Source organism: Variovorax sp. KBS0712 (genome assembly GCF_006323185.2).
Classification (GTDB): domain Bacteria; phylum Pseudomonadota; class Gammaproteobacteria; order Burkholderiales; family Burkholderiaceae_C; genus Variovorax; species Variovorax boronicumulans.
The window spans coordinates 3,062,178-3,087,635 of the sequence record NZ_VCCD02000001.1 but is presented as its reverse complement, the minus strand read 5'-3'; the positions used below and the strand labels follow the sequence as shown (position 1 = coordinate 3,087,635).

Here is a 25,458-nt window from a genome sequence, read left to right as displayed (position 1 = left end):
CGCCCCCAGGCTGCGCGCACTTCGTGTCGCTTCGCCAACCCCCTACCGGGGGCGGGCCGGCCGCTTCGGGCGGCCGTGCGCGGCGGCCCCCTTGAACAGATATGAACGCTCTGCCGGAAGCCGACTGGCTCAATTTCCTGATCGACCTGCTCCAGGGCGCCCAGGTGCAACTGCTGCGCGTGCTCGATGCGCTCGGCCTCGTGCAAAAGGTGAACGGCCAGCCGGCGTGGCCGTGGGCGCACCGGCTGTCGGGCGAGAACCTGCTGATCGACCTGGGGCAGGCGCGCAGCCTCGCGTGGACGCTGGTGTGCGTCGGCGTGGCGGTGCTGCTGCTGTCGGTCGCGTTGCTCTGGCGGCGCCCGCGCTGGTACCTGCTCGCGCTGGTGCCGATGCTGCTGATCGCCGCGCCCTGGCCCCACGCCAACGTCGTGCTCGTGCCTGCAACGCCGGCGAGCTTCCACGCGTCGCCGACCGGCTTCACGGCCACATCGATCGCGCAAGGCCGCGTGCTCTACGCGCAGCACTGCGTGAGCTGCCACGGTGCGGACGGCAAGGGCGAAGGGCCGCTGGCCGCCTCGCTGGCCGTGTGGCCGCCGAACCTCACGGGCCCGCTGCTGTGGCGCCGCGCCGATGGCGACCTGCTCTGGCGCGTGCTTCACGGCACCGCCACCATGCCCGGCTTCGGCGGCCCGCTCGACGCGGCCGATGCCTGGGCGCTCATCGACTACATGAAGGCGCAAGGCGCGGGTCAGAGCCTGCGCGCGCAGGGTCACTGGCCACAGCCCGTCGGCCTGCCCGACATGGCGGTGCGCTGCGGCGCGCAGGCGCCCCGGTCGCTCGCGCAGTGGCGCGGGCAGCGCGTGCGCGTCGTGGCGGGCGCCGTCGCGCCCAGCGAAGACCCGCGCCTAGTGACGGTGCAGCTGCTGCCGCCCGGGGCGAAGGCGGCGGGCATCACCGCCGATTGCGTGGCCGACTCACCGGCCGCTTGGGAGGCGCTGGCGCTCATCGCCGGCACCGACCAGCTTGCGGGCATGCAGCTCATCGCCGACCGCGACGGCTGGCTGCGCGTGCGCGGCCAGCCGGGGCAGGCCGGCTGGTCCGACGACGACCTGCTGTGCCGCAGCGACAGCCTGCCGGCCGCCTCGGCGAAAGGCGCCGTGTTGCCACCCGATGGCCTGGGCGCGCTCATTGCCCGCATGGACGCGGAGCCGGTGCGCTTCGTCAAGGGCGGCTTCATCCACTGATTTCATTTTTTACTGCTTCTACGGAGAACGAACCCATGACCTCGCACCTCGACCGATCGCGCCGCCAGCTGCTTGCCGGCGGCCTTGCTGCTGCCACGACCGCCACCTTGCCCGCCTTCGTGCGTGCACAAGGCCGCCCGGTGCTCAAGGCCGGCGACCAGAAGGGCGGGCTGCGCGCGCTGCTCGAAGCGGCGGGCGGGCTCGAGGGCCTGGGCTACGACATCCAGTGGTCGGAGTTCCCCGCCGCCGCGCCGCTGGCCGAAGCGCTCAACGCGGGCGCGGTCGATTCGGGCCCGATCGGCGATGCGCCGCTGATCTTCGCGCTCGCGGCCGGCACGCGCGTCAAGGCCATCGGTGCGAACCGCTCGGACGCCTACGGCACGGCGGTGCTGGTGCGGCCCGATTCGCCGCTCAAGAGCGCTGCCGAGCTCAAGGGCAAGAGCGTCGCCACCAACCGCGGCTCCATCGGCCACTACGTCACGCTCAAGGCGATCACGGCGGCGGGCCTGAAGCCCGAGGACGTGAACATCCGCTTCCTCGCGCCGGCCGACGCCAAGCTCGCGCTCACGCAGGGCTCGGTCGATGCCTGGGCCACGTGGGAGCCCTACACCGCGCTGGCCGAAATCAGCCGCCATGCGCGCGTGCTGGTCAGCGGGCGCGGCCTGCTGCCGGGGCTGAGCTACCTCGCCGCGACCGACGCCGCCATTGCCGCCAAGCGGCCGGTGCTGCAGGACTTTCTGCAGCGCGTGGTGAAGGCGCAGCGCTGGTCGTACCGCAACGTCGATGCGTTCTCGGCCACGCTGGCACGCATCATCGGCATTCCGCCCGAGGCGGCGAAGCTGCAGTTCGAGCGCCGCCAACAGCAGTGGATTCCCATCGACGCGCAGGTCATCGCCGACCAGCAGGGCACGGCCGATTTCTACCGGCAGGTGGGGCTCATCAAGCAGCCGCTCGACGTGAAGGGCACGTTCGACACGGGCTTCGGCACGGCGGCCTAGAACCGCCGTTCGAGCGCCTGCACGCGGAAGTCCTGCGGCGCGATGCCGTAGGCGCGGCGAAAGGCGCGGCTGAAGTCCGAGGCGCTGCGAAAGCCCGCGCCGTAGGCGATGTCGGTCACCATCACATGCGGGTAGCGCGCCAGGTCGCTCGCCGCCTGGCGCAGCCGCAGGCTGCGGATGTAGCTGCCCAGCCCGCCTTCGTGCTGGAACATGCGGTACAGCGTGGGGCGCGGCAGCTGCAGCGCGGCCAGCACGCTCTCGGGCGTGAGGTCGGCGCGGTGCAGGTGGGTCTGCACATGGCGGCGCACCCGGTCGAACATGGCGGCGCGTGCCGCCGCGCGCGCGTTGCCGTCGAAGCCGGCCTGCTTGCCGAAGGCCGACACCACCAGCTGCGCGCCCGTGCGCACCGCGCTCTGGGCCGCCGCCGGCGTCATGCCGCCGATGTGGCGCGCCAGCGAGATCGCATGCCCGGCCGCCAGCCGCGCCAGCGGCGTGGTGCAGGCCAGCGTGCGCCCGTGCAGGGCCTCGGGGTCGGGGAAGCTCTCCTGCACCAGCGCGCCGGGCACGAAGAAGGTGTGGACCCGGCAGTCGTGGCGCCGCATGCGCACCGGCTGGTTCATGTCCAGCGCAAGGATCGTGGGCGTGCCGGCGGGGGCGGGCGGCGGTTCGCCCTTGCGGCGCGCACCCGGCGTGGCGCGCACCCGCAGGTCGTCGACGCCGCCTTCCTCGAACACATGGAACACGAAGTCGCGCACGCTGTCGGTCGACACGCGGGCCAGCGAGCGCTCCAGCACCAGCGTGTCGGAGCGGCATTCGGTGAAGACCAGGCCGCCCACGTCGTAGCGGTCGATCGCGGCGTGGAAGGGGCGCTCGAGCGCGTCGCGCGAGGGCAGGGCGTCCATCACATGGCCGACGCGCGCGCGCCAGGCCAGGAACTGCCGGTCGGGCGGCTCTGCGTGCACGTCGAAATGGCTGTGCGCCACGCCCGGGGGACAGAGGGGACGTTCGGGGGCCGTGGCGGCGCTGTGCGTCATAGGGCGAGGTCGGAGCGGCGCCAAGGGGCTGGAGGGTCCATGCCCGCCAAATAGTACTAACTAAGCGTTAAAAAATCACAGATTTTGCGAAATTCTCCCAAGAACTGAGACGGAAGGTCAAGGCTGTTTACAAAGCGACCTCAGGCTCGCGAGAGGCGTCCTTGCATTGCATTTCGTGGCAGAGGGACGCCGGGTTTACTTTTTCCCCTAGCGTTGATCGACCGAGCGAGCATTGACATGTCCAAAGGAAGCGCCGAGCTGCGTGCCATTTCGGAACTGGACGACGCACCGCCCTTGAGCCCCGCCGTGGCCGCGAACGCCGCGGCGCGGCTCTTTGCCCAGGCCAACCAACTGGAGCTGGCCAACCTGATGGCGGCGGTCGAGCGCGGCGACGTGTGGGCGGCCGCGCGCACGGCGCGGCAGATCCTGTGCGACATCGAGGAGGCGGCCCTGGCGGCGCACGGGCTCGACAGGGCGCACGAAGAGGCCGGCGACGAGGGCTTGCTCTCGCCGCGCGAACTCAAGGTGCTGGAGCTCGTGGCCCAGGGCTGGAGCAACCGGCGCGTGGCCGAGGCGCTGCACCGCTCCGACAGCACGGTCGCCAGCCAGATCAAGAGCATCTACCGCAAGCTGTCGGTCCATTCGCGCACGCAGGCCGTGCACGAGGCCACGCGGCGCGGGCTGCTGCGCCCCTCGGGCGCGGCGCAGCGCCGGGTGATCAGGTTTCCGGTGTCCACCCCCGCTCGCAACTGAGCGGGGTCTGCGCGCGGCGCGAGCGCCGCGTGATCGCCATCGCGCCTGTCCACTGTCACCGTTCTGCCATCGGGCCTCAGAAGAATCGCGCCGTCAGCCAAGCTGACCACCGACTGACTTCTCCGATGAAAAGAACATGACCGACACCACGCAGCCTCGCTCGCCATTCCCCACCATTCCCCTCGACCTTCCCCAGCGCCGCGCCTTCCTGCAACGCTCCTTCGCGACCGCAGGCGCCGTGACGCTGCCGGCCTTTCTGGCTGCCTGCGGCGGCGGCGGTGGTGGCGGTGCGGTCGGCTTCCCGCCCCTGGCGGGCCTGCCGCCGAGTCCGCCGCCTGCGCCGGACGCACCGGCTCCGGCGCCCGCACCGGTCGAGCCGCCCGTCAAGAAGAGTCCGTTCGCTGAGTTCTCCGAGCTGCAGCCCGCCGATGCCAACGGCGTCATGCTGCCCAAGGGCTTCAGCTCGCGCATCGTCGCCCGGTCGGGCAGCGTGGCCGCGGGCAGCTACACGTGGCATGGCGCGCCGGATGGCGGCGCCGTGTACCCGGGTGCCGACGGCGGCTGGATCTACGTGAGCAACTCGGAAATCAAGGCGAACGGCGGTGGCGTCGGCGCATTGCGCTTCGACAAGAACGGCACGGTGGTCGATTCGTACCCGATCCTGAAAGGCACGACGACGAACTGCGCTGGCGGTCCCACGCCTTGGAACACCTGGCTGTCGTGCGAGGAATACGCCAGCGGCATGGTCTGGGAATGCAATCCCGCCAAGCCCTGGGTGGACGCCAGCAGCGCGCCCAGCCTGCCCGCGCTGGGGCTCTTCGCGCACGAGGCCGTGTGCGTCGACCCGGTCCACAAGACGCTCTACCTCACCGAAGACGCCTCGGGCGGCCGCGTCTACCGCTTCGTCTGCGACGCCACCGACTGGCCCGAGGGCGCCGACCGCGCCGCCATGAAGACCGGCCGGCTGCAGGTGCTGAAGGTCAAGGACATCGCGAACGACCTCGACCTGGCCGCACCGGCCCAGGCAGCGCTCAAGGACTTCAGCAAGCCGCAGCCCGTGGAGTGGCTGGACGTCATCAACGCCGACAAGGCGCAATCGACCGTGCGCAGCGGCATGCGCACCGCGGGCTTCACGCCGCCGGGCGCCATCTTCACCAAGGCCGAGGGCATCTGGTTCTTTGCCGGCATCGTGTACTTCGTGACCTCGTTCAATGCGCGCATCTGGGCCTACGACACGAAGAACGAGACGCTCGAAGTGATCTACGACGGCAAGGACAAGGACCCCGCCACGCATTCGATCGACGAGCCCGACAACCTGACGATCTCGGCGCTCGGCGACATCCTGGTGGCGGAGGACGCGGGCAACCTCGAGATCGGCGTGCTGCGCATCGAGGCCGGCACTTCGCAGCCGCTCATGCGCCTGGAGGGCCACGACGACAGCGAGGTCACCGGCCCGGCGCTCTCGCCCGACGGCACGCGCCTGTACTTCAGCTCGCAGCGCGGCGTCGGCAAGACCGGCCTCGGGATCACCTTCGAGATCACGCTGCCGTTCGCGGCGAAGTGAGGGGGCGCGGGGCCTGTGCGCCCCGCGTCTTCTTCACCGCTGCACTGGCACCCGGCGCCGGCAACTGCTCGCGCAGGTAGTCCAGGAAGGTGCGCACCACCTCCGGCAGCGTGCGATCGGCCAGCGTCTGCAACTCGACCGAACGCCCGCGCATGCCGGGCTCGCGGATCTCGGCCGCGACCAGCTCGCCGCGCTGCACGCGGTCGCGCACCGTGATCTCGCCCGTGATGCCCAGGCCGCCGCCCTGCAGCACGAAATTGGCGATGGCCTCGAAGCGGTTGCTCACCAGCACGGGGTCGAACACGAGGCCGCGGTTGCTGCAGGCCACGTCGAACAACTGGCGTACCGTGTTCTCGGGGCTGCTGAGTGCGATGGGAAACGGATGCATCTGCGCCAGCGTCACGCTGCGCGAGGTGGCCAGCGCATGGTCGGGCCGCATCACCACGAACACCGACGCCGGCTGGCGATGCTCGACCCGGATGCCGCGCACCGCCGCGCGGCTGTAGGTCAGGCCGATGTCCGCCTCGCCAAGCAGCACGGCATCGCTCACCTGCGTCGGCCCGGTGGCATCGAGCCGGAAGCGCACGCCCGGGTACTGTTCGCGGAACGCCGCGATGGTGCGCGGCAGGAACTCGTTGGCGAAGCCCGAGGAACAGGCGATGCGCACCCGACCGCTCAGCGGCCCCTGCAGCGCCTGGATGTCCGACAGCACGCGCTCGGCCTCCAGCGCGCCGCGCAGCGCGTGCGCCGCCAGCAGCTCGCCCGCGGCGCTGGGCACCATGCCGCGTGGGCGGCGCTCGAACAGCGGCGCGCCCACCAGCGTTTCGAGCGCGGCCACCTGGCGGCTGATGGCCGAGATGCTGACGTTCAGCCGCGCGGCCGCCTCGGTGAGCGAGCCCGTGCGGGCCACTTCGAGGAAGTAGCGCAGCGAGGTTTCCTGCAGGCGGCGGCTGGGCATGGGGTGATGTGAGGTTTGCAAGGAATGCAAAGGTAGCTCAAGAAAATAGCAATTGTTGAAAAGGTATGCGCTTTTTATGCTGCGCAGATCCCCGGTTCCCCGTCCTGCCCCCTTCTGCGCTGCCACCCATGTCCAACCCTTCCCCCCGTTCCCCCCGCCGCCTGATGGCGCTGCTCCCCACGGCCGTCCTGCTGCTGGGCCACGGCCTCGCGCAGTCCGCCGAACTCTCGCCGGCCCTGGCCGAGCGCCATGCGCAGGCCACCTACCGCGAGTACTTCGAGCTGCTGGCCCTGCCCAACGACGCTACCGTGCCGGAGGACATCCGCAAGAACGTCGACTGGCTGGAGCAGGCCTTCCGCAAGCGCGGCTTCACGACGAAGCAGCTGCCCAACAACGGCAAGCCGATGCTCTACGCCGAGTTCCCGGGCAGCGCCCCCGCGCGCAAGACGGTGCTCTTCTACATGCACCTCGATGGCCAGCCGGTGATCCCCGCGCAGTGGGCGCAAAAGAGCCCGTGGACGCCCGTGCTCAAGCGCAAGACAGAGAAGGGCGAGTGGGAAGAGATCGATGCGGCCCCGCTCTTCAGCGGCCCGCTGGACCCCGAGTGGCGCGTGTTCGGCCGGGCGTCGGCCGACGACAAGGGTCCGATCATGATGCTGCTGGCGGCCATCGACGCGCTGAAGGCCGGCGGCGGCCAGCCGGCGGTCAACGTCAAGGTGATCCTCGACAGCGAGGAAGAAAAAGGCTCGCCGTCGATCAGCCAGGTCATGCAGGCGCACCGCGAGCTGCTGCGCAGCGACGCCATCGTGATCCACGACGGCCCCATGCACGCGACCAACCGGCCCACGCTGGTGTTCGGCAACCGCGGCGCGGCCGATGCGCGGCTCACCGTGTACGGCGCCAAGGTGCCGCTGCACAGCGGGCACTATGGCAACTACGCGCCCAACCCGGCCCAGCGCCTGGCCAGCCTGCTGGCCACGATGAAGGACGACACCGGGCGCGTGACCGTGCCCGGCTACTACGACCGCGTGAAGATCGGCGAGGCCGAGCGCAAGATCATGGCCGCCGTGCCCGACGACGAGGCCGCGCTCAAGCGCCGCCTGGGCATCGCCCGCACCGACCGGGTCGGCGCCAACTACCAGGAGGCGATGCAGTACCCCTCGCTGAACGTGCGCGGCATGGCCTCGGCGGCCGTGGGCGACAAGGTGGCGAACATCGTCCCCGACAAGGCCGAGGCCGAGATGGACCTGCGCACCACGCCCGACTCCGACGCGCCCTACCTGGGCAAGCTGATCGAGGCGCACATCGTCAAGCAGGGCTACCACCTCGTGAAGGGCGCGCCGACCGACGAGGAGCGCGCCCGCTACGACAAGCTCGCCAGCTTCAGCTACCGCAGCGAGGGCGCCGACGCGGCGGGCTCGCCGATCAACTCTCCGATCGGCCAGTGGGCCTACAAGGCCCTGACCGACACTTTCGGCACCACGCCCGAGCCGGTGCGCATCCGCATGATGGGCGGCACCGTGCCGACGGCGGAAATCGTGCGCGTGCTGCAGGTGCCGTTCGCGATCATTCCGCTGGTGAACGCCGACAACAACCAGCACGCGGCGAACGAGAACCTGCGCATGGGCAACTACGTGACCGGCGTGCAGACGGTCTACGCGCTGATGACGCACGGGTTCTGAGCCCCCGAACGGGGCGGGTGCCCGTCAGGCCCCCTTGCCGGGCTTCTGCGCCTGTTCGCATTCCACCTGGACCAGCTCGCGCTGGTCCAGCGTCGCGCCGAAGCGCACCGCACTGAGGCAGCCGCCCCACACGCAACCTGTGTCGGTCGAGAGCAGGTCGGGCCGCGAGAGCCAGCCCAGCGTCGACCAGTGGCCGAAGGCGACCGTGGCCGCGGCCGTCTTGCGGCCCGGCACGTCGAACCACGGCAGGTAGCCTTCGGGGCCGGGAATCGCGCCGTCCTTGCTCTCGAACTCCATCACGCCCTCGGGCGTGCAATAGCGCAGGCGCGTGAGCGCGTTGACGATCACGCGCAGCCGCGCGTGGCCCGTGAGCGCGTCGTCCCAGTGGTCGGGCGTGTTGCCGTACATCTCGTGCAGGAAATCGCCCAGCGCGGGCCCGCGCAGCACCGACTCGACCTCCGAGGCCAGCGCCAGCGTGTCGCCCACCGTCCATTGCGGCAGCACGCCGGCATGCACCATCAGCAGGTCGCCGCCGCCGATCTGCATGTGCAGCGCCATGTGCTGCTGGCGCAGCCAGTCGAGCATCGCCGCGCTGTCGGGCGCGGCCAGCAGGCCGGCCACCGTGTCCTTGCGGCCGCCCTTGCGAACGCCGTGCGCCACGCCCAGCAGGTGCAGGTCGTGGTTGCCCAGCAGGCTGCGCGCCGAGGCGCCGTAGCCCTGCAGGCGGCGCAGCACCGCGGCCGAATCGGGGCCCCGGTTGACCAGGTCGCCGAGCACCACGAGGGTGTCGCGGCTGGGAGAGAAATCGATCTTGTCGAGCAGCCGGCCCAGGGGGACATCGCAGCCCTGGACGTCGCCGATACAGTAAAGTGACATTCCCTCATTCTCTCCCCCCGTTCATGGATGTCTTCCTGCTGGCCTTGCTGACCACCCTCAATGCGGTGTTCGCAATGTCCGAAATGGCCCTTTCCACCAGCCGCCGCGCACGCCTCGCGGCCTTGGCCGAAACGGGGGACACCGGGGCGGAGGCTGCGCTGAAGCTGATGGAATCGCCCACGCAATTCCTCTCGACCGTGCAGATCGGCATCACCTCCATCGGCATGCTCAGCGGCATCGTGGGCGAGGCTGCCTTCGCGGCGCCGCTCGCCGTGTGGATGGAAGGCCTGGGCATGGGCGCTGGCACCTCCAGCATCGTGTCGACTGCGGTGGTGGTGACCTGCATCACCTTCTTCACCATCATCTTCGGCGAGCTGGTGCCCAAGCGCATCGGCCAGCTGTACCCCGAGCCGGTGGCGCGTTTCGTGTCGCGCCCCATGCGCGGGCTGGCCAAGGCGGCCAAGCCTTTCGTGTGGCTGCTGGCCGGCGCCACTGCCACCACGCTGAAGCTGCTGCGCATCGACGCCAACGCCGCGCGCTCGGTGACCGAAGAAGAAATCTCGGCCAGCCTCGAGGAAGGCGTGGACGCCGGCGTGATCGAGCAGCACGAGCACCAGATGGTGCGCAACGTGTTCCACCTGGACGACCGCCGCCTGTCGTCGCTCATGATCCCGCGCGCCGACATCGAATGGCTCGATGCCTCCAACACCGTGGCGCAGGCGCTGCAGAAGGTGGCGGACGCCGCGGCGCTCAACCTCGTGCATTCGTGGTACCCCGTGTGCCGCAACTCGCTGGACGACGTGGTCGGCGTGATCAGCGTGGCGCACCTGCTGCGCCTGGGCTCCACCCACAAGGGCGTGCTCGGCCAGGAAGCCACGCCCGCCGTGTTCGTGCCCGAGACGCTCACCGGCATGGAGCTGCTCGAGCAGTTCCGCACGCGCGCCGGCCGGCTGGTGTTCGTGGTCGACGAGTACGGCGTGGTGCAGGGCCTCATGACCCCGCGCGACCTGCTCGAGGCCATCACCGGCGAGCTGCAGCCCGGCATGCAGGCCGACGCCTGGGCCCACCAGCGCGCTGACGGCATGTGGGAGCTCGACGGCCTCATGCCCGTGTCGGAACTGCGCGCGCGCCTGGGCATCCGCGAACTGCCCGACGAAGAGCGCGGGCGCTACAACACCGTGGCCGGCCTGCTCATGTCCGTGTCGGGCCACCTGCCCGCCGTGGGCGAGCACATCGACTGCGCGGGCTGGTGCTTCGAGGTCGTGGCGCTCGAAGGGCGCCGCATCGACCGCGTGTTGGCCTCGCCGGACCCGGCCGCGCCGCAAGAAGACTGAAGAGGAGGGCGCGGCCATGCTGTCGCTGCTTGCACTGAGTTGCCCCCAATGCTCGGCCCCGCTGCCGCGCGCGGCGCGCTGGCGCACCGTCAATTGCGGCTACTGCGGCGCCACCATCACGCGCGGCACCGAGACCGTCGAGCGCGAGAGCTTTCGCGCTGCCTGGCGCCGCGCCAACGCGGCGCAGCTGTCGGACACCGGTCGCCTCCTGCAATGGCGCGGCGCGCACTACCGCGTGCTCGCGCCGCTGGGCCACGGCGAACACAGCGAGGTGCTGCTGGCCGAACGGCTCGGCGCCGTGCCCGAGCGCGTGACGATCAAGCTCGCGCGCGACGCGGCGGGCGACGCCGTGCTGGCGCGCGAGGCCGCCGTGCTGCAGGCGCTGCAAGCCCTGTCGGTGCCCGGCGCGGCCTACTTCACGCGGCGGCTGCCGCAGCCGCTGGGCCTGGGCGTGGCGCAAGGCCTGGGCGACGGCGAACGGCAGGCGCTCGTGCTGCGCCACCCGACCGGTTTCTGGGGCAGCCTGCAGGAGGTGCAGCAGGCCAATCCGCAAGGCATCGATGCGCGCCATGCCGTCTGGCTCTGGCGGCGCATGCTCGAGGTGCTGGCCTTCGTGCACGGCGCCGGCTGGACGCACCGCGCGCTCGCGCCCGCGCATGCGCTCGTGCATCCGCGCGACCACGGCGTGCTGCTCATCGGCTGGTCGCAGGCCAGGCAGGACGTGTCGGGCGGCGCCATCGGGCGCGACCTGATGGCGTCGGCGCGCAGCGTGCGCGCGCTGCTGTCGGACAGCGCCACCTCCGCGCCGCTGGCCGCCTTGCTGCGCGAGTGCAGCGACGACGCCGTCGCCTGCGAGCGCCTGGGCGCGCAAGGCATCGAGCAGGCGCTGTCGGTCGCCTCGCGCGAGGCCTTCGGGCCGCCGCGCTTCGTTCACTTCGACCCCGCGCCGGTTCGCTAGCGAGCCGCCTTTCACTTTTTCCTCACGAAGGAGCACGTCCATGGGTTACGGAAACTACTCGCACGCCGCCCACGCGGCCATCGTGGCCGACCGCGCCGCCAAGTCCGGCAGCGAAGTCTTCACGCAGACCGCCACGCATGTGCTCATGAACCCGCAGGGGCTCAAGGTGCGCGAGTCGCGCGACAACGCAGACCATCCGAACTCGCTGGGCATCGCCTTCGCGCTCGACGTCACCGGCTCGATGGGCGACATCCCGCAGACCCTCGCACGCCGCGAGCTGCCGACCTTCATGAAGCTGCTGACGGACTGCGGCGTGGCCGACCCCCAGCTGCTCTTCATGGCCATCGGCGACGCCACCTCCGACCAGGCACCGCTGCAGGTGGGGCAGTTCGAATCGACCGCCAACCTCATGGACCAGTGGCTCACCTGGAGCTATCTCGAAGGCGGCGGCGGGGGCAGCGGCGAAGAAAGCTACGAGCTCGCCTTCTACGTCATGGCGCAGCACACCGACATGGACTGCTGGGTCAAGCGCAAGAAGCGCGGCTACCTGTTCGTCACGGGCGACGAGCTGCCGTACCCGGCCGTGTCGCGCCACCAGGTCGAAGGGCTCATTGGCGAGAAGCTCGACGAGGACATTCCCATCGAAGAGGTCATCGCCGCCGCGGCCGAGACCACGCACCTGTTCTTTTTGATCCCCGACGCGCAACGCCGCCGCCGCTGCGAGCCGCGCTGGCGCGAGCTGCTGGGCGATCACGTGATCTGCATGGACTCGCCCGACGACGCCTGCGCCGTGGCGGCCGGCATCGTCGCGCTCACCGAGAAGGCCGTGCCCAGCCTCGACGCGCTGGCCGGCGTGATGGCCGCCACCGGCATGGCCAAGGAGCGCGTGGGCGGCGTGCTGCACGCGCTCGACGGCTACGCCGCGCTGCTCGACCCGACCGCACCGCGCCGTGCCACGCCCGCCGCAGGCCACGGGGCGCGCAGCTCGTGGTGGAAGCGGCTCTTCGGCTGACGGCCTGCCGTTGACTTCGACGCGCTACGTTTCGCTGCTCGGCCTCGGTTTCGGCGACTGCGGCAAGGGCCGCTTCACCGACTTCCTGTGCGGCGCCTGGGGCGCGCACACCGTGGTGCGCTTCAACGGCGGCGCGCAGGCCGGCCACAACGTGGTGCTGGCCGACGGCCGCCACCACACCTTCTCGCAGTTCGGCGCGGGCAGCTTCCATGCCGGCGTGGCGACCGTGCTCGCCAGCCCGGTGGTGGTGCACCCGACGGCGTTGCGCGTCGAGGCCGAGGTGCTGCAGCGCGCGGGTGTGCCCGACGCTTTTGCTCGCCTGTTCGTCGATGCGCGCTGCCGCGTGACCACGCCGTTCCATCAGGCTGCTGGCCGCTTGCGCGAATGGGCACGCGGCGCGGCGGCGCATGGCAGCTGCGGCGTCGGCGTGGGCGAGACCGTGCGGCAAGCACTGGCCGCGCCTGAGACGACGCTGCACTACGGCGACCTTGTTCACTCTGCGCGCACGCTCGACAAACTCGAAGCCTTGCGCCTCGCGCTGCACCGCGAGTTCGCGAGCATGCCGCCTTCGTCGGACGACGCTGCGCAAGAGCTGGCCGTGCTCGCTGATGCTTCACTCGCACGACGCTGGCTCGACGCCGTGCAGCCCTGCCTGCGCCAGTCGCCGCCCGCGAGTGTCGACGTCATCGGCGAACGGCTCGCGCTTCAAGGCACCGTGCTGTTCGAAGGCGCGCAGGGCGTGCTGCTCGACGAATGGCGCGGCTTTCATCCGCACACGACCTGGAGCACCGTCTCCACCGCCGCCGTCGAGGCGGTGCTGCGCGACGCGGGCATCGCCGCGCCCGTGCAGCACCTGGGCGTGCTGCGCAGCCACCTCACGCGGCACGGCGTCGGCCCGCTGCCCACGCACGACCGCGCGCTCGATGCGCGGCTGGCCGAGCCGCACAACGCCGACGGCGGCTGGCAGGGCGCGTTCCGCCGCGGCCACCCCGACGCGGTGCTGCTGCGCTACGCGCTCGCTGCCGCCGGGCCGCTCGACGGGCTGCTCGTCAGCCACCTCGACGCGCTCGCGCACGCGGACCTGCGCTGGTGCACCGGCTACCGCGATGCCGACGGGCGCACGCTGTCATCGCTGCCGCTCGGCGATGCGACCGACCTGGACCACCAGCACGCGCTCACCCGCCTGCTGGAAGGCGCCCAACCTTTGTACGAATCGCAATCCGTCGCCCACGCCCCCGAGTGGGTGCGGCGCGTGGAAGCCCTCAGCAGCCTGCCCGTGCGCTTCGGCGCGTTCGGTCCAGTGCGCGAGGCCGTTCGCGCGCGCGACCTGCTGATCTGACCTGATGAGAAAGCCTGCGTGACCCCCAACCTCTTCCTGATCGCCGGTGCCGTGCTGAGCGCCATCGCCGCGCTCTTGCACATCTGCGTCATCTTCGGCGGCCCGGCCTGGTACCGCTTCTTCGGCGCGGGCGAGCGCATGGCCGCGAGCGCCGAGGCCGGCCACCTGTACCCCGTGGCCGTCACGCTGGTCATCGCCGGCATGCTGGGCGTGTGGGCCGCCTACGCGCTGGCAGGCGCCGGCGTGCTGCAGCCACTGCCGCTGCAGGCGCTGGTGCTGCCTGCCATCACCGCCGTGTACCTGCTGCGCGGCCTTGTCGCCGTCGCGATGTGGCTGTTCGACCGGCGCCGCCTCAACGCCTTCTGGATGTGGAGCTCGCTCGTGTGCTTCGTGTACGGCGTGGTGCACCTCGTCGGGCTCGTGCAGGTCTGGGACACGCTCTGACCACGACCCGCCATCGCACTCAAGCAGAATCCGAATCGAAGCAACCTCGTCCTGTTTTCCCTCCCACGATCGACACCATGACCACTCCCGAAGACATCTACACCGAACCCCCCGCCGATCCCGACACGCTCGCCAACCTGGGCCCGCTGCGGCCGCTGGCCGGCATCTGGGAGGGCACGAAGGGCGTCGACGTCAAGCCGAAGAAAGAGGGCCCGAAGACGCAGGTCTACGTCGAGCACTACGAGCTGCAGCCCATCGACGCGCAGACCAACGGCCCGCAGCTGCTGTACGGCCTGCGCTACCACACCTACATCCACAAGCCCGGCCTCACCAAGATGTACCACGACCAGGTCGGCTACTGGCTGTGGGAGCCGGCCACTAGCACCGTGTTTCTCACGCTGGCCATTCCGCGCGGACAGGTGGCCATGGCCAGCGGCCACGTGAAGCCCGGCGACACCGAGTTCACGCTCAGCGCCGAGCACGGCAGCCTGGTGAACGGCATCGTGTCGAACCCGTTCCTGGAGCGCGCCTTCACTACGGTGGCGTGGAACATCACGGTGAAGATCAACGCCGACGGCACCTGGTCGTACGACCAGGACACCGTGATGCAGATCCTGGGCCAGGCCGAGCCTTTCCACCACACCGACCGCAACACGCTCACGCGCGTCGGTGAGCCCGGGCTCAATCCGCTGGCGAAGATGGCCTGAGGCCCTTCAAGCAGCGGGTGGCTTCGGCGTGCGCAGGCGCCGCAGCCGCACGGTGAGCTCCTTCACCAGCTGAAGCTCCCCGCGCCGCTGCGCCACCTCCAGCGCCTGCGCGAACGAGGCTTCGGCCTTCGCGGCGTCGCCGAGCGCCAGCGCGAGCAGGCCCTGCAGCCGCCACGCGGCGGTGAACTCGGGGTCGAAGGCGAGCGCCTTCTCGACATGCATCAGCGCCGTGGGCGCGTCGTCGCGCCGGTGGTGCGCCAGCGCCAGGCTCATGCGCAGCAGGGCGCCGTCGCGGCCGGCGGCCAGCAGGCGCTCGAGCGCCTCGGGGGAGGGGCCGGGTGGGGTGGTGGCGGTGTTCATGGCATTCGTTCGACCTTCCTTGAGGGACTTTGAGCGCCGGCCGGCGGGCGTGTCAATATCAAAGAATAATCTTTGATATTTAAAAACGCAGGCGCCCCGATGAATCTCCCTACCTCCGTCTGGCTGTTCCAGTCCCTCCACGCGCTGGGCATGGCGCTGTGGCTGTCGATTGCCGTGCGCAACAACTGGCGCGGCTTCGCGGGCTCGGTGTTCGCGGTCGGCGGCACGATGTCGATGGCGCCGTTGCGCGTCGACCCCGCCATCGACACGCCCTTGCTCACGCGCGCCATCCGCTCGGTGGCGCTGCACCGCGCGGCGCTGGGCGTGGTGCTGGCGTTGCAGTTGGCGGCGGCGCTGGCGTTCTGGGCCGGCAGCGCGATGCTGGTGGTCGGTGGCGACCTGGCGGCCGCACGGCCATGGCTCAACCTGGGGCTGGCCGGCTTTGCCGCTTTCCTGTTTGCGATGCACCTGGGCGGCCTGTGGTTCGGCTACTGGATCCGGCAAGAGGGCCTGCAGCTTACGCACCTCGTGCTGCTCTTGTGGGTGCTGGCGGCGTTCTTCCTGTTCAACCTGTCATGGCACTGATGCCGTCTTCGTCCTACGCGCGCGGTGAGGCCACGCCCACAGCCCGCGCGACGCGCTGCACCCACCATCGGTCCCCATGAACAGAGTGATTCTTGCGTTCCTGGGTGGGGTTGCCTGCGCTGCCGCCGTGGTGGCCATCGCGGAGCCCGTGAGAGTGCCCGTCGACAGCGACGACAAGGGCACGGCCTACATCGCGCCCAATGTGAACTCCACCGAAACTTCGGCCCGAACGAACGGCGCCACGGTCGGCGTGCAGCGCCCCGATGGCAGTGCTTTGGAAGCCGGCACCGACACGTCGGGCAAGCGACCCACCTACTCGGTGGGTGCCAAGACCGGCGGCGACGTCTCCTTCTCGGGCGGTGCGCATTCGGACGGCAAGGCCAACACCGGCGTGAAGGCCGGCATCACCATCAAGTACTGATCGGTCAGACCATCGTCGCGTAGACGATGAAGCCCTCGTGCTTCGCGACCTTGTCGTAGAGCGTGCGCCCCGCTGCGTTGGTCGTGTGCGTCTGCCAGTACACGCGCTGCCCGCCTGCGCGCCGCACCGCGTCGTACACGCCCTGGATGAGTTGCCGGCCCACGCCCCGGCCGCGTTCGGACGACTGCGTGAACAGGTCCTGCAGGTAGCAGGTCGGCTCGATGCGCGTCGTGCTGCGATGGAACAGGTAGTGCACCAGCCCCACCAGCTGCCCCTCGCGCTCGGCCACCAGCGCATGCACCGGCTCGTACGCATCGAAGAAGCGCTGCCACGTGACCTGCGTGATCGCCTCGGGCAGGGCCGTGGCGCCCTCGCGGCCGTAGAAGGCGTTGTAGCCGTCCCAGAGCGGCTTCCAGGCGGCGAAGTCGCCGGGCGTGGGCGGGCGGATCAGGAGCGCGGGCGTGGTCATGAGGTCAGGAGGCCTTTCCGTTGGGAGCGGGTGTGTTGCGCGCCGCGATGGCGGTGTTGACGGGACAAGCCGGCAGCGCCACGGGCACTGCCGCGGGCATCGGTTCGGGCACCGGCCCCATCGATTTTTCGAGAAAGTCGAGCATCGCGCGCATCGCCGCGCTGTTGTGGCGGCGCTGCGAGTACGCGGCGTACAGCCAATGCTCGTGCGGCATGTGGTCGCGCAGCACCGGTACCAGCGCGCCGCGCTCCAGGTGCGACTGCGCCAGCGGCTCGGGCACGTAGGCCACCCCCACGCCGCGCAGCGCCAGCTCGATCAGCGCCACCGCGTCGTTGGCCTCCATGCGGCTGTGCACCGCCACGTCGTGCGGCTGGCCGTCGGTTTCGAACGGCAGGTGCGTGGTGGGCATCGGCGAGTAGCTCAGCACGTCGTGCCGCGCCATGTCCTCGGGCACCTGCGGAATGCCGCGCTGCGCCCAGTAGGCGGGCGACGCGCACACCACCATGTCGAAGCGCACCAGCCGGCGCACGATCAGGTTCATGTCGTCGATGCGCCCGCCCGTGAGGTGGATGTCGATGCCTTCCTCGATCAGGTCGATGTCGTGGTTGGTGAAATTCAGGCTCACGTACACGTCGGGATAGAGCTTGATGAACTCCGCGATCACGTCCGAAAGCCAACCCGCGATGAGCCCGTGCGGTGCGCTCATGCGCAGGCGCCCGCGCGGGTGCGAGCCGTGCGCCTGCAGGTCGTTGAGCGTGTTCTCGGCCATCGTCACCAGCTCGGTGCTGCGCTCCAGCAGCACCTCGCCCGCGTCGGTGAGGCTCAGGGAGCGCGTCGAGCGGTTGAGCAGGCGCACGCCGCTGCGCGCTTCGAGCTCGGCCACATAGCGGCTGACCGTGGCCTTGGACATGCCCAGCGAGAGAGCCGCGCGGGAGAAGCTGCGCCGGAACGCGACTTCGCGGAACGTTTTGATGAGATCGAGACCATCCATAGATCGGCGCATTGTTCCAGCATCGGGGGAGGGGGCACGGGTCGTAGGGGCATCCCGGTTTTGCGCTGCGAAGGGGGCGGGGGGGCGTGGCTATACTGCGGCCGTCACGTCAAAAACAGGCGTGGCCGGGATTGGCGTCCCGTGCAACTGCTGCGACGAAAGCCGCAGATTTCTCCGCAGAGACTCTGTGGCTTTGTCGTTCGTGCCTCCATTTTTTTGGCGGCTCGAGCAGGGAGCCGCGAGGCTCGCCGGTTTGCGCAAGCAGTTCCCGGTACGCCAACCTGTTCGAGCTGCCGCCCTCAATTGGCGTTGGGTGCGACGGTTGTTGCAAACCGAACTGCCTGGAGGCCACGCATGGCTCTCGCCCCTTCCGTCACAGCCGAATCGCTCGCCTTGCAGGCCTGCGATGACCTCGACAGCTTTCACATGGTGCGCCGCGCGTATGCGTGCATCGAGAAACTCATCGTGCCGCAACATGTGAACGACACCGACGATGTGTACCCGACGCGCACCGAACTCGGGGCGCTCGTGCGGCTGGTCAACGAAGAGCTGCAGCGACGCATCGAAGCCGCCGAGGCCACGCTGCAGTCGTTGCGTGCTGCCGCGGGCGATGCCCAGCGGGGCTGACGGCTCAGGCGGTGCGCTCGCCGTTCTCCGTCGGTAGCTGCTGTTGTCGCTGCTGCAACGTAGTCGAGATGCCGTAGAGCGCCAACATGCCGAGCACGTGCCCGATGGCAACGCCCGGCTCCCCCGATTCGATCCGCGCGATCGTCTGGACGTGAACGCCCAGGCGCGTGGCAGCGACGGCCTGGCCCTCGCCAGCGGTGGTGCGCGCCAGCTTGGCGGCAGCCCCGAACGCCTTGATCGCTTCGATCGCGTCGTCCCCAATGTCGGAAGAGATTCGTTTTCCTTTGGCCATGGGGTGATTGTCTCTGGTTGCCGGGGAGGCGTCCGGGGCGGGTAGGTACGATCAGGCGGGAGCGGTTCTTGGCGACCACAGCCGGACGTTCGCGTCGGCGGGCAGGGCCTGTCGTTCAAGAAGAGCTCAAGTCCCTTATTGCTTAGATTTCATGCCAGAACTTCCGGTCTACTTCCATATGCAACCTGGCGCCACGCTGCCCAACATCGGGTACTTGGCCCCCTTTCGGGCTGTTGTGATCATCGAGGAGGAAGTCTCCATTGAGTGGCGCGACGATGTCAGCAACTGGTTGGTGAATTCCGGCTGCCTCTACATGATGGCGTGGGGGCTGGACTGCACTTTGTGGGACGACTCTGTCGACTGGGCGAACATAGGTCAATTCCCCTTCGAGGACATTCCAGAGGATCGATTCGTCGTGACGACATGGCATGACAGTGATCCACTGGATGAGGTTTTCTATTTCTGCAAACACACTGCTGCTCATCCGATAGTGGAGCTACCTCAAGCGATCTTGCTGCACATCGCCCGCAATGAGAGTGCAGGCCCGATGCTTAATGCGTATAGCCGCGCCTGATAGGGTGGGCGAGACCTCTGACGCATCCCCAGCCATGAACCTAGTCAGCCTGTCAGCACTTTCCCCCGAGGATGTTCGCGCGATCTGGCGCCTGGCTGCATTGCCCCCCGTGGATGTTCAAGGCGCCGCAGCCTGGTCATTCGAAGGAAACGGCATTCGCACGCGCACGACGTTCCTGAAGGCATTCCACGAACTGAACCTGTCCGTCATCGAGCTGCCGAATCTCCTGAAGACAAACGAACGCGTGTGCGATCTCGCGGGCTATCTCGACCCTTTCTATGACATCTACGTCATCCGGGAATCGAACCATGAGCGCCTCGCGGAGTTCGCTGCTTCGTCCCGTAGGCCCGTAGTCAATGCGATGTCAAACGCCGGCCATCCATGCGAAGTTCTTACGGACGCCTACTTCATCGAAACAACCATAGGCCCGATCCAGAAGGTGCGCATCTGCCTTTGGGGGCCGCCGACAAACGTGTTTCGTTCGTGGCACGAGCTGGCCAGTGTGCTGGGCTTTACGCTGGTTCATGTCTGCCATGAGAGCTTCCACGAGACCATCCCCAACGTCGCCTTTTCATCGGCTTCCCCAGAAGCAGCGGACGTGGTCATCACCGATGGCTGGCCTCGGGGCACGGAGCAGTTGAGCCGTCCGCTGTCCGTCGAAGATCTGGCTCGGATGGGCAACCCCATGCTGTTGCCGACGCCACCGTTCACTGTCGGTGGTGAACTTTCGGTGGACCCTCGTCGCTATCCGCACTTCGCCGGCTACGAGCAGAAGAAGCTCCTCTTGCCGGTGCAAAGAGCGGTGCTTCAATATCTGCTTGCAACCTGAATTGGCCGGGGCCGGTCAGTCGAGTACTGGACGGAATTAGAGTCAAAAAAACTGAATAGCCTATGAGCGAGGACTTCATCTCCATCAGTCGATCGCTTGTCGAGGACGCATGGAACAACCCCGACAAGTGGGAAGCCAACCTTGCCTCTGCGCAAGCGTTGCTCTCGAAGGCGCTCATTGAATCTCCTGGCAATGTCCTTGCCCTGACGTGCTTGGGCGCCGTGCTTTCCGATCAAGGCAAGCACAAAGAGGCTGCATCCGCCCTGCAGCGTGCAGTCGAACTCGGCTCCACCGATCGGAACACTTTCTTCAACCTCGGCGTCGCAACGATGAACTTCGGCACGCGCGCGAAAGCGATGTCTGCATTCCGTGGGGCCGAAGGGCTCCAGGCTTCGCCGCTGTCGTGGCCGGCATACTTTGATGCGCAGGCCCATTGAGCACCCTCCACCCCAAGCAAGGAGACCCGCATGAGAACGCTGAAAATCATGGAGCACATCTCGCTGGATGGCGTGATCCAGACCTCGGGCGAAGACGGTTTTCCCTACGCGCACTGGACCGCGCCGTACCGCAGCCCCGCCGGCCGGGATGAAGTGCTCGCCGCGCATGGCGGGCGCTTCGACCTGCTGCTCGGGCGCCGTACCTACGACCTGTGGTCGGACTACTGGCCCAAGGCACCGAGCGGTGCGATGGCAGACGGCCTGAATGCAGCGACCAAGTACGTCGTGACCCACCGCCCCGAAAGTCTGGCGTGGGGCCCGTTCGAAAGCCTGGGGCCGGACATCGTCGAGGGCGTTCGTCGCATCAAGTCGCAGGCGGGCCCGAACCTGATTCTCTGGGGCAGCTCTACGCTGACATCGACACTGCTGGCGCACGGCCTTGTCGATGAAGTGCTGTTGATCGTTTATCCGGTCCTGGTGGGCGCTGGAAAGCGCTTCTTTGCGCAGGGAACCCCGCCGCGCTCCCTCGAGCTCGTCAGCACGAAAGCAATGCCGTCCGGCATCCTCGTCAGTGCCTACAAGGTCGCTGGCCCTTTGAACGCCGGGTAGTCGAACAGCCCGACATCGCGAGAGAAACTTGGCGTCACGCCAGACCCATCTGCCCCGTTCGAACGCCTCATGAATACCTCCACCCTTTCCGCCGCCCGCGCCTATGCACTGCGAAGGGCTGATGCGCGATGACCAGCGGCCACCGAACGTGACCTGAACCCCCCATGTTGAAGAACTCGCGCACGACAGCGGAGGTACGTTTTCTTGGGTAGCACTCAACCCCCTTTCCACACCACGCGCAGCGCGCCTGGACCGGCGGTGCAACGCGCGGTTGCCGACAGAGATCGGCTTCAAGCCGAACCGAAATCCCGTGCACTGCGCATGCTTCGCGCAGCAGCCGCCGCGATCGCTCTGCTGGTGGGATGGGCCGCCGCGCCCGTCGCCGCGCAGTCGCCACCGGCCACGGCCGGACCGACCACCGTGAAGGTGCCCCCCACCGGCGCGCGCACGTGCCTGGGCTTGCAGCAAGACGGCAGATCCGCCCCTCAGCCGTGCACGGACGCGGGACCGCTGGCCTTGATCCCCAAGCAGGACGGCATGTTGCGCGCGGGCCCACCCGACTACGAGGCGGTGGCCGGCCAACCCTTGACTTCGTGCGTGCGCGACCGGGTGTCCGGACTGGTCTGGGAGGGCAAGCCCGACAGCGGCAAGCTGGCGTGGATGAGGACACAGGCCGGTCCGCCAGGCACCGGCAAGCTGATCGACAGCTACGGTCCGCACAACGAGCCAGCGCCCGGCAGCCGGGCCAACACCGACGCCTATTCCTACTACGGCGACGGGCGGCCGGGCGATGCCATGGCCTATGTGGCGCAGGTGAACGCGATGCGCCTGTGCGGCTTCACCGATTGGCGCCTGCCCACGGTGGCCGAGCTGTACGGCCTGATCGATCTGGGGGAGCTGATCAACGAACGGACGGGGCGGTGGCCCGCCGAACAGGCCGCCGTCGATGCGCGATGGCTGCCCAACACCATGCCGGGCAACTACCTGAGCTCCGAGCCCGACGACCAGACCCGCATCTGGTGCGTGAGCTTCAAGCTCGGGTTCGTCTACAGCTGCAACCGCAGGATGGAGAGAAAACCGCAGCCGTTGTTCATTCGCCTGGTGCGCGGCCCCGAAGTGCCGGAGACGGGCCGCTGGCGCGAAGTGCCCGACGAGCGCGGCGTGCCCGGCGGCGTGGTCGAAGACCGCCACACCGGCCTGGCGTGGCGCCGCTGCGACGAGCCGCAGGTATGGAACGGCCAGCGCTGCACCGGAACGGCCGGGCGCTACCGCTATGTGCAAGCCCTGCAGCACGCTGCCACACAACCGGGTTGGCGCCTGCCCACCATCAAGGAGGTGAACAGCCTCGCCGAGCGTTGGTTCAAGAAGCTCGACATCCCCGCCGCCGATTTCCCGGCGTCCGGCACGCAGCCGCTGCGCGAAGGGTATCGGTCCTCCACCGTCTGCACCGCCGGCCCCGCGACGCGGGAGGCCCGTGCATGGATCGGCGGATGGGTGCTGGGAGGTGGGGGCGATGTCTCTTGCGAGGCGCAGCCCATGCCCCTCGGGGTCCGGCTCGTGCGCGAGTGATGTGCAGCGAGCGTCGGTCCCGAAGCAGCGTCGTGAACCTGCTTCCGGGGAAAGGGCGGCCGGGAACAGGCGAGACTCGCTTCACTCATTCACAAGGAACATCTTGATCCACCGCATCCGCACGGCCCTCGTGGCCTGCACCTTGGGCGCCGCGGCACTGGCCGTTTCCGCGCAGGTCAACATCGGCTTCATCGGCACGCTCTCCGGACCCGGGGCCGCGCTCGGGCAGGAGCAGTACGACGGCTTCATGCTCGCGGTCCAGCAACGCCAGGGCATGCTTGGCGGCGTGCCCGTGGCGGTCCTCAAGGAAGACGACCAGCACAACCCCGAGCGCGGGGCGCAGCTGGTGCAGAACCTGATTGAGAAGGACAAGGTCAGCTTCATCACCGGCGTGACCTTCTCCGACGTGATGATGGCCATGGCCAAGCCGATGGCCCGAGCGGGCATGCTGTTCGTCGGCTCGAATGCCGGCCCCGCGCCGATCGCCGGCAAGCAGTGCAACACCCGGTTCGTCTTCGCCTCGTACCAGGACGAGTACCAGGCCGGGATCGTGGGACGCTACGCGGTCGACAAGGGCTACTGGAAGACGCTGTTCATTGCGCCCGACAACGCAGCGGGCAAAGACCAGCTGCGGGGCTTCAAGCGCTACTACTCGGGCGAGGTGGTGAGCGAAATCAACGTCAAGCCCGACCAGACCGACTACGCAGCGGCGCTGGCGCAGATCCAACGCGTGGCCCCCGATGCGGTGGTGGCCTTCCTGCCGGGCGACATGGGCGTGAACTTCATCCAGCAGATGAACCGCTCGGGCCTGCTGAGCAAGGTGCCCTTGCTGACGGTGGGCACGGTCGATGGCACGACGCTGCCGCTGCTCAAGGATGCCGCGCTTGGTGTGGTGGCCGGCGCGGTCTGGGGCCCCGACCTGCCGAGTCCGACGAGCAAGGCTTTTGTTGCCGCCTTCGAAAAGAAGCACGGGCGCATCCCCTCGCAGTACGCGGCGCAAGGCTTCGATGCGGCGCTCCTGATCGACAGCGCGTTGAAGGAGACCAAGGGCTCCGTCGCCGATCGCGGTGCCTTGCGCAACGCACTCAACGCGGCCGACTTTGCGTCGGTGCGCAGCGGCTTCAAGTTTCTGCGCAACGGTTTCCCGGTGCAGGACGGGCACATCTTCGTGGTCGCGAAGGACACGCAGGGCCGCACGTCGCTGAAGCGGATCGCCACGCCGCTGGAGGCGAATCCGGACGGGTACTGGAACGATTGCCGGTAGGGGAGGCGGCCAGGACATGTCGCTCGCCGGGTCTTCGGCTCGCGCGGTGCGAGCCGGAAGACCCTGCGGTTCCTCCCAGACTCAGGGCGCCAGCGTGAGCTTGAAGATCTGGTTGCCGTTGGAGGCGCCCACGTAGACGCTGCCGTCGCTGGCCACTGCCACACCGATCGGGAAATTGAACGCGATCGCCGCGCCGGTGCTGTCGCGCAGCGTGCTGATCTCGCCCGCGGGCGTGACCACGCGCGCCACGCCGTCCCAGGCATGGGTCAGGAACACGTTGTCGTGCGCATCCACCGTCACGCCGTAGGAGAAGCCGAGCCGGGCTGGCGTGGCGGTGGTTCCGTCGACCACGCCGCCGTTGGCGCAATCGCCCAGCGGCGTGCTCACCGTGGCGCTGGCCACATCGATCTTGCGCAGGCACAGGCTGTCGGTGTCCGTGTCGTACAGCGTGCGGCCATCGCGGCTGATCGCCAGGCCCTGCGGGCGCGCAAACTGGGCGGCGGTGCCGACCCCGTCCAGGTTGGCCTGCGTGCCGTCGCCCGCGAGCGTGCTCGTGGTGCCATCGGCCGCGACCTTGCGCACGCGCTTGTTTCCCAGGTCCGCCACGAACAGGTTGCCCGCACCGTCGAGCGCGATGCTGGCGGGGTTGTCGAACATCGGCGTGGCCGGGCTGTCGGCATAGCCGTTGCTGGTGTCGCCGACCCAGGTGCTGTAGGTGGTGGCGTTGGGAGCGATCTTGTTGATGCGGTGCTGGTCGCTCACGTACAGGGTGCCGTCGGCGGCCAGCGCCAGGCCATACGGCGTATTCATGGTCGACCCCGGCGTGACTTCGGCGCCGGTGCCGCTGGCCGTGTCGATGCGGTAGACCGAGCCGTTGCCGCCCATGGCCACGTAGAGGTTCGCACCGCTGGCGTCCAGGACGAGCTGGTAGGGGCGGTTGTAGGTCACGCCGGTGGTCGCCAGCACGGTGGCGACCCAGGGCTTCACGGTCAACGTGGCGGCATGGCTGGTCACGCTGCTGTTGCCGCCCATCACCTGCACGCGCAGCTGCTGGCCGCTGTCGGCCAGCTGGCCGGCGGCGGTGGTGAAGCTGTCGCCGGTGGCGCCGGCGACATCGCTCCAGCTGGCGCCGCCATCGACGCTGCGCTGCCACTGGTAGGCGGTGGCGCGCACGGCCTGCACCTTCAGCGTGGCGGCCACGCCCTGGCCCACGGTGGTGTCCGATGGCTGCGTGGTGATGGCGGGCGTGGTGTCTTCCGGCGCGGGGGCGGGCGGCGGTGTGTCCTGGGCTGCAGGGGCCGGTGCAGGGGCGACGGCGAAGCCGGGGAAACCGCCGCCTCCGCCGCCGCCCCCACCGCAAGCCGCGAGCACGAGGTTCATCACCATGAGCGCGGCAGGTGCACGCCATGCACGAAGAACGGGACGAGAGGTAGTCATGAGGGGCCTTCCTTTTTTCAAGTGGAGTGAGAGAGAAGGCCTCCACGGTAGGGTCGGCAATACCCGCAATCCAGTGTCGAAGGTCATCGAC

The 25,458-nt window shown here is 69.0% G+C and carries 28 protein-coding genes; 20 read left to right on the top strand and 8 right to left on the bottom strand.

Features of this window, described 5'->3' with window-relative positions:
- Positions 1 to 101: 101 nt before the first annotated feature.
- The gene (locus FFI97_RS14315) at positions 102 to 1,244 is read left to right on the top strand and encodes a c-type cytochrome (RefSeq protein WP_144004453.1); all 1,143 of its coding nucleotides are present in this window, start codon (positions 102 to 104) and stop codon (positions 1,242 to 1,244) included.
- A gap of 35 nt (positions 1,245 to 1,279) precedes the next feature.
- On the top strand, positions 1,280 to 2,242 hold the full coding sequence (locus tag FFI97_RS14310; protein ID WP_139701952.1) for an ABC transporter substrate-binding protein: 963 nt from the start codon (positions 1,280 to 1,282) through the stop codon (positions 2,240 to 2,242).
- On the opposite strand, the gene FFI97_RS14305 is transcribed toward FFI97_RS14310, so the two are convergent.
- A complete protein-coding gene (locus FFI97_RS14305) occupies positions 2,239 to 3,276 on the bottom strand; it encodes an AraC family transcriptional regulator (protein ID WP_095946785.1) in 1,038 nt (345 codons plus the stop codon). The genes FFI97_RS14310 and FFI97_RS14305 overlap by 4 nt on opposite strands.
- Before the next feature lie 237 nt (positions 3,277 to 3,513).
- Here FFI97_RS14305 and FFI97_RS14300 point away from each other — a divergent pair, with 237 nt between their 5' ends.
- Entirely contained in the window at positions 3,514 to 4,029 is a 516-nt protein-coding gene (locus FFI97_RS14300) for a response regulator transcription factor (RefSeq protein ID WP_139701951.1), read from the top strand.
- 136 nt (positions 4,030 to 4,165) lie between these two features.
- Entirely contained in the window at positions 4,166 to 5,593 is a 1,428-nt protein-coding gene (locus FFI97_RS14295) for an alkaline phosphatase PhoX (RefSeq protein WP_095744229.1), read from the top strand.
- On the opposite strand, the gene FFI97_RS14290 is transcribed toward FFI97_RS14295, so the two are convergent.
- A complete protein-coding gene (locus tag FFI97_RS14290; protein ID WP_139701950.1) occupies positions 5,568 to 6,551 on the bottom strand; it encodes a LysR family transcriptional regulator in 984 nt (327 codons plus the stop codon). The two genes, FFI97_RS14295 and FFI97_RS14290, sit on opposite strands and share 26 nt — an antisense overlap.
- A 128-nt stretch (positions 6,552 to 6,679) precedes the next feature.
- Between FFI97_RS14290 and FFI97_RS14285 the strand changes: the two genes are divergently transcribed.
- Complete coding sequence (locus tag FFI97_RS14285) at positions 6,680 to 8,233, top strand: M20/M25/M40 family metallo-hydrolase (protein WP_139701949.1); 1,554 nt, start codon at positions 6,680 to 6,682, stop codon at positions 8,231 to 8,233.
- A gap of 24 nt (positions 8,234 to 8,257) precedes the next feature.
- Here the strand turns inward: FFI97_RS14285 and FFI97_RS14280 are convergent, their stop codons facing one another.
- Entirely contained in the window at positions 8,258 to 9,109 is an 852-nt protein-coding gene (locus tag FFI97_RS14280; protein ID WP_139701948.1) for a symmetrical bis(5'-nucleosyl)-tetraphosphatase, read from the bottom strand.
- Between the two features lie 23 nt (positions 9,110 to 9,132).
- Between FFI97_RS14280 and FFI97_RS14275 the strand changes: the two genes are divergently transcribed.
- The 6 genes from FFI97_RS14275 to FFI97_RS14250 all read left to right on the top strand — a co-directional run bounded on the left by FFI97_RS14275 (position 9,133) and on the right by FFI97_RS14250 (position 14,903).
- Positions 9,133 to 10,443, top strand: a complete 1,311-nt coding sequence (locus FFI97_RS14275; RefSeq protein WP_139701947.1) for a hemolysin family protein — start codon at positions 9,133 to 9,135, stop codon at positions 10,441 to 10,443.
- Between the two features lie 16 nt (positions 10,444 to 10,459).
- Complete coding sequence (locus tag FFI97_RS14270) at positions 10,460 to 11,401, top strand: protein kinase family protein (protein ID WP_139701946.1); 942 nt, start codon at positions 10,460 to 10,462, stop codon at positions 11,399 to 11,401.
- Positions 11,402 to 11,441: 40 nt separating this feature from the next.
- Complete coding sequence (locus FFI97_RS14265) at positions 11,442 to 12,413, top strand: VWA domain-containing protein (protein WP_139701945.1); 972 nt, start codon at positions 11,442 to 11,444, stop codon at positions 12,411 to 12,413.
- A gap of 10 nt (positions 12,414 to 12,423) precedes the next feature.
- Positions 12,424 to 13,752, top strand: coding sequence for an adenylosuccinate synthetase (locus tag FFI97_RS14260; RefSeq protein ID WP_260684997.1), 1,329 nt, complete (start codon positions 12,424 to 12,426; stop codon positions 13,750 to 13,752).
- Positions 13,753 to 13,770: 18 nt separating this feature from the next.
- The gene (locus FFI97_RS14255; protein WP_139701944.1) at positions 13,771 to 14,196 is read left to right on the top strand and encodes a hypothetical protein; all 426 of its coding nucleotides are present in this window, start codon (positions 13,771 to 13,773) and stop codon (positions 14,194 to 14,196) included.
- Between the two features lie 77 nt (positions 14,197 to 14,273).
- Positions 14,274 to 14,903 (top strand): FABP family protein, encoded by a 630-nt coding sequence (locus FFI97_RS14250; RefSeq protein ID WP_139701943.1) that lies wholly within the window; start codon positions 14,274 to 14,276, stop codon positions 14,901 to 14,903.
- A 6-nt stretch (positions 14,904 to 14,909) separates the two neighbouring features.
- Here the strand turns inward: FFI97_RS14250 and FFI97_RS14245 are convergent, their stop codons facing one another.
- The gene (locus FFI97_RS14245) at positions 14,910 to 15,263 is read right to left on the bottom strand and encodes a hypothetical protein (protein ID WP_139701942.1); all 354 of its coding nucleotides are present in this window, start codon (positions 15,261 to 15,263) and stop codon (positions 14,910 to 14,912) included.
- 99 nt (positions 15,264 to 15,362) lie between these two features.
- Between FFI97_RS14245 and FFI97_RS14240 the strand changes: the two genes are divergently transcribed.
- A complete protein-coding gene (locus tag FFI97_RS14240) occupies positions 15,363 to 15,848 on the top strand; it encodes a DUF2165 family protein (RefSeq protein ID WP_139701941.1) in 486 nt (161 codons plus the stop codon).
- Between the two features lie 76 nt (positions 15,849 to 15,924).
- Positions 15,925 to 16,269: a hypothetical protein gene (locus FFI97_RS14235; RefSeq protein WP_139701940.1), complete on the top strand. Its 345-nt coding sequence runs from the start codon at positions 15,925 to 15,927 to the stop codon at positions 16,267 to 16,269.
- Positions 16,270 to 16,273: 4 nt separating this feature from the next.
- Here FFI97_RS14235 and FFI97_RS14230 read toward each other — a convergent pair whose 3' ends face one another.
- Together FFI97_RS14230 and FFI97_RS14225 are read right to left on the bottom strand one after the other, a co-directional pair.
- A complete protein-coding gene (locus FFI97_RS14230) occupies positions 16,274 to 16,738 on the bottom strand; it encodes a GNAT family N-acetyltransferase (RefSeq protein ID WP_139701939.1) in 465 nt (154 codons plus the stop codon).
- Positions 16,739 to 16,742: 4 nt separating this feature from the next.
- Positions 16,743 to 17,729, bottom strand: coding sequence for a LysR family transcriptional regulator (locus FFI97_RS14225; protein WP_139701938.1), 987 nt, complete (start codon positions 17,727 to 17,729; stop codon positions 16,743 to 16,745).
- Between the two features lie 354 nt (positions 17,730 to 18,083).
- Between FFI97_RS14225 and FFI97_RS14220 the strand changes: the two genes are divergently transcribed.
- Complete coding sequence (locus FFI97_RS14220) at positions 18,084 to 18,356, top strand: hypothetical protein (protein WP_260684996.1); 273 nt, start codon at positions 18,084 to 18,086, stop codon at positions 18,354 to 18,356.
- A gap of 4 nt (positions 18,357 to 18,360) precedes the next feature.
- Here the strand turns inward: FFI97_RS14220 and FFI97_RS14215 are convergent, their stop codons facing one another.
- Entirely contained in the window at positions 18,361 to 18,648 is a 288-nt protein-coding gene (locus tag FFI97_RS14215) for a helix-turn-helix domain-containing protein (RefSeq protein ID WP_139701937.1), read from the bottom strand.
- A gap of 151 nt (positions 18,649 to 18,799) precedes the next feature.
- Between FFI97_RS14215 and FFI97_RS14210 the strand changes: the two genes are divergently transcribed.
- The 6 genes from FFI97_RS14210 (at position 18,800) to FFI97_RS14185 (ending at position 23,930) form a co-directional block, all read left to right on the top strand.
- On the top strand, positions 18,800 to 19,222 hold the full coding sequence (locus FFI97_RS14210) for a hypothetical protein (RefSeq protein WP_139701936.1): 423 nt from the start codon (positions 18,800 to 18,802) through the stop codon (positions 19,220 to 19,222).
- A 34-nt stretch (positions 19,223 to 19,256) separates the two neighbouring features.
- Positions 19,257 to 20,051, top strand: coding sequence for an ornithine carbamoyltransferase (locus FFI97_RS14205; RefSeq protein ID WP_139701935.1), 795 nt, complete (start codon positions 19,257 to 19,259; stop codon positions 20,049 to 20,051).
- Between the two features lie 62 nt (positions 20,052 to 20,113).
- Positions 20,114 to 20,488 (top strand): tetratricopeptide repeat protein, encoded by a 375-nt coding sequence (locus tag FFI97_RS14200; protein ID WP_139701934.1) that lies wholly within the window; start codon positions 20,114 to 20,116, stop codon positions 20,486 to 20,488.
- Between the two features lie 30 nt (positions 20,489 to 20,518).
- On the top strand, positions 20,519 to 21,097 hold the full coding sequence (locus tag FFI97_RS14195; RefSeq protein WP_139701933.1) for a dihydrofolate reductase family protein: 579 nt from the start codon (positions 20,519 to 20,521) through the stop codon (positions 21,095 to 21,097).
- A gap of 540 nt (positions 21,098 to 21,637) precedes the next feature.
- Positions 21,638 to 22,666: a DUF1566 domain-containing protein gene (locus FFI97_RS14190; RefSeq protein ID WP_221937672.1), complete on the top strand. Its 1,029-nt coding sequence runs from the start codon at positions 21,638 to 21,640 to the stop codon at positions 22,664 to 22,666.
- 103 nt (positions 22,667 to 22,769) lie between these two features.
- On the top strand, positions 22,770 to 23,930 hold the full coding sequence (locus FFI97_RS14185; RefSeq protein ID WP_260684995.1) for an ABC transporter substrate-binding protein: 1,161 nt from the start codon (positions 22,770 to 22,772) through the stop codon (positions 23,928 to 23,930).
- A gap of 81 nt (positions 23,931 to 24,011) precedes the next feature.
- Here FFI97_RS14185 and FFI97_RS14180 read toward each other — a convergent pair whose 3' ends face one another.
- Positions 24,012 to 25,367 (bottom strand): hypothetical protein, encoded by a 1,356-nt coding sequence (locus FFI97_RS14180; protein WP_139701930.1) that lies wholly within the window; start codon positions 25,365 to 25,367, stop codon positions 24,012 to 24,014.
- Positions 25,368 to 25,458: the final 91 nt, after the last annotated feature.

Bases quoted from the DNA above. Each gene is read 5' to 3' on its own strand.
- FFI97_RS14230 (WP_139701939.1), bottom strand. From the start codon at position 16,738: ATGACCACGCCCGCGCTCCTGATCCGCCCGCCCACGCCCGGCGACTTC.
- FFI97_RS14275 (WP_139701947.1), top strand. From the start codon at position 9,133: ATGGATGTCTTCCTGCTGGCCTTGCTGACCACCCTCAATGCGGTGTTC.
- FFI97_RS14180 (WP_139701930.1), bottom strand. From the start codon at position 25,367: ATGACTACCTCTCGTCCCGTTCTTCGTGCATGGCGTGCACCTGCCGCG.
- FFI97_RS14285 (WP_139701949.1), top strand. From the start codon at position 6,680: ATGTCCAACCCTTCCCCCCGTTCCCCCCGCCGCCTGATGGCGCTGCTC.
- FFI97_RS14225 (WP_139701938.1), bottom strand. From the start codon at position 17,729: ATGGATGGTCTCGATCTCATCAAAACGTTCCGCGAAGTCGCGTTCCGG.
- FFI97_RS14195 (WP_139701933.1), top strand. From the start codon at position 20,519: ATGAGAACGCTGAAAATCATGGAGCACATCTCGCTGGATGGCGTGATC.
- FFI97_RS14235 (WP_139701940.1), top strand. From the start codon at position 15,925: ATGAACAGAGTGATTCTTGCGTTCCTGGGTGGGGTTGCCTGCGCTGCC.
- FFI97_RS14265 (WP_139701945.1), top strand. From the start codon at position 11,442: ATGGGTTACGGAAACTACTCGCACGCCGCCCACGCGGCCATCGTGGCC.
- FFI97_RS14245 (WP_139701942.1), bottom strand. From the start codon at position 15,263: ATGAACACCGCCACCACCCCACCCGGCCCCTCCCCCGAGGCGCTCGAG.
- FFI97_RS14290 (WP_139701950.1), bottom strand. From the start codon at position 6,551: ATGCCCAGCCGCCGCCTGCAGGAAACCTCGCTGCGCTACTTCCTCGAA.
- FFI97_RS14210 (WP_139701936.1), top strand. From the start codon at position 18,800: ATGCCAGAACTTCCGGTCTACTTCCATATGCAACCTGGCGCCACGCTG.
- FFI97_RS14200 (WP_139701934.1), top strand. From the start codon at position 20,114: ATGAGCGAGGACTTCATCTCCATCAGTCGATCGCTTGTCGAGGACGCA.
- FFI97_RS14270 (WP_139701946.1), top strand. From the start codon at position 10,460: ATGCTGTCGCTGCTTGCACTGAGTTGCCCCCAATGCTCGGCCCCGCTG.
- FFI97_RS14240 (WP_139701941.1), top strand. From the start codon at position 15,363: ATGAATCTCCCTACCTCCGTCTGGCTGTTCCAGTCCCTCCACGCGCTG.
- FFI97_RS14215 (WP_139701937.1), bottom strand. From the start codon at position 18,648: ATGGCCAAAGGAAAACGAATCTCTTCCGACATTGGGGACGACGCGATC.
- FFI97_RS14315 (WP_144004453.1), top strand. From the start codon at position 102: ATGAACGCTCTGCCGGAAGCCGACTGGCTCAATTTCCTGATCGACCTG.
- FFI97_RS14220 (WP_260684996.1), top strand. From the start codon at position 18,084: ATGGCTCTCGCCCCTTCCGTCACAGCCGAATCGCTCGCCTTGCAGGCC.
- FFI97_RS14310 (WP_139701952.1), top strand. From the start codon at position 1,280: ATGACCTCGCACCTCGACCGATCGCGCCGCCAGCTGCTTGCCGGCGGC.
- FFI97_RS14205 (WP_139701935.1), top strand. From the start codon at position 19,257: ATGAACCTAGTCAGCCTGTCAGCACTTTCCCCCGAGGATGTTCGCGCG.
- FFI97_RS14300 (WP_139701951.1), top strand. From the start codon at position 3,514: ATGTCCAAAGGAAGCGCCGAGCTGCGTGCCATTTCGGAACTGGACGAC.
- FFI97_RS14295 (WP_095744229.1), top strand. From the start codon at position 4,166: ATGACCGACACCACGCAGCCTCGCTCGCCATTCCCCACCATTCCCCTC.
- FFI97_RS14250 (WP_139701943.1), top strand. From the start codon at position 14,274: ATGACCACTCCCGAAGACATCTACACCGAACCCCCCGCCGATCCCGAC.
- FFI97_RS14305 (WP_095946785.1), bottom strand. From the start codon at position 3,276: ATGACGCACAGCGCCGCCACGGCCCCCGAACGTCCCCTCTGTCCCCCG.
- FFI97_RS14280 (WP_139701948.1), bottom strand. From the start codon at position 9,109: ATGTCACTTTACTGTATCGGCGACGTCCAGGGCTGCGATGTCCCCCTG.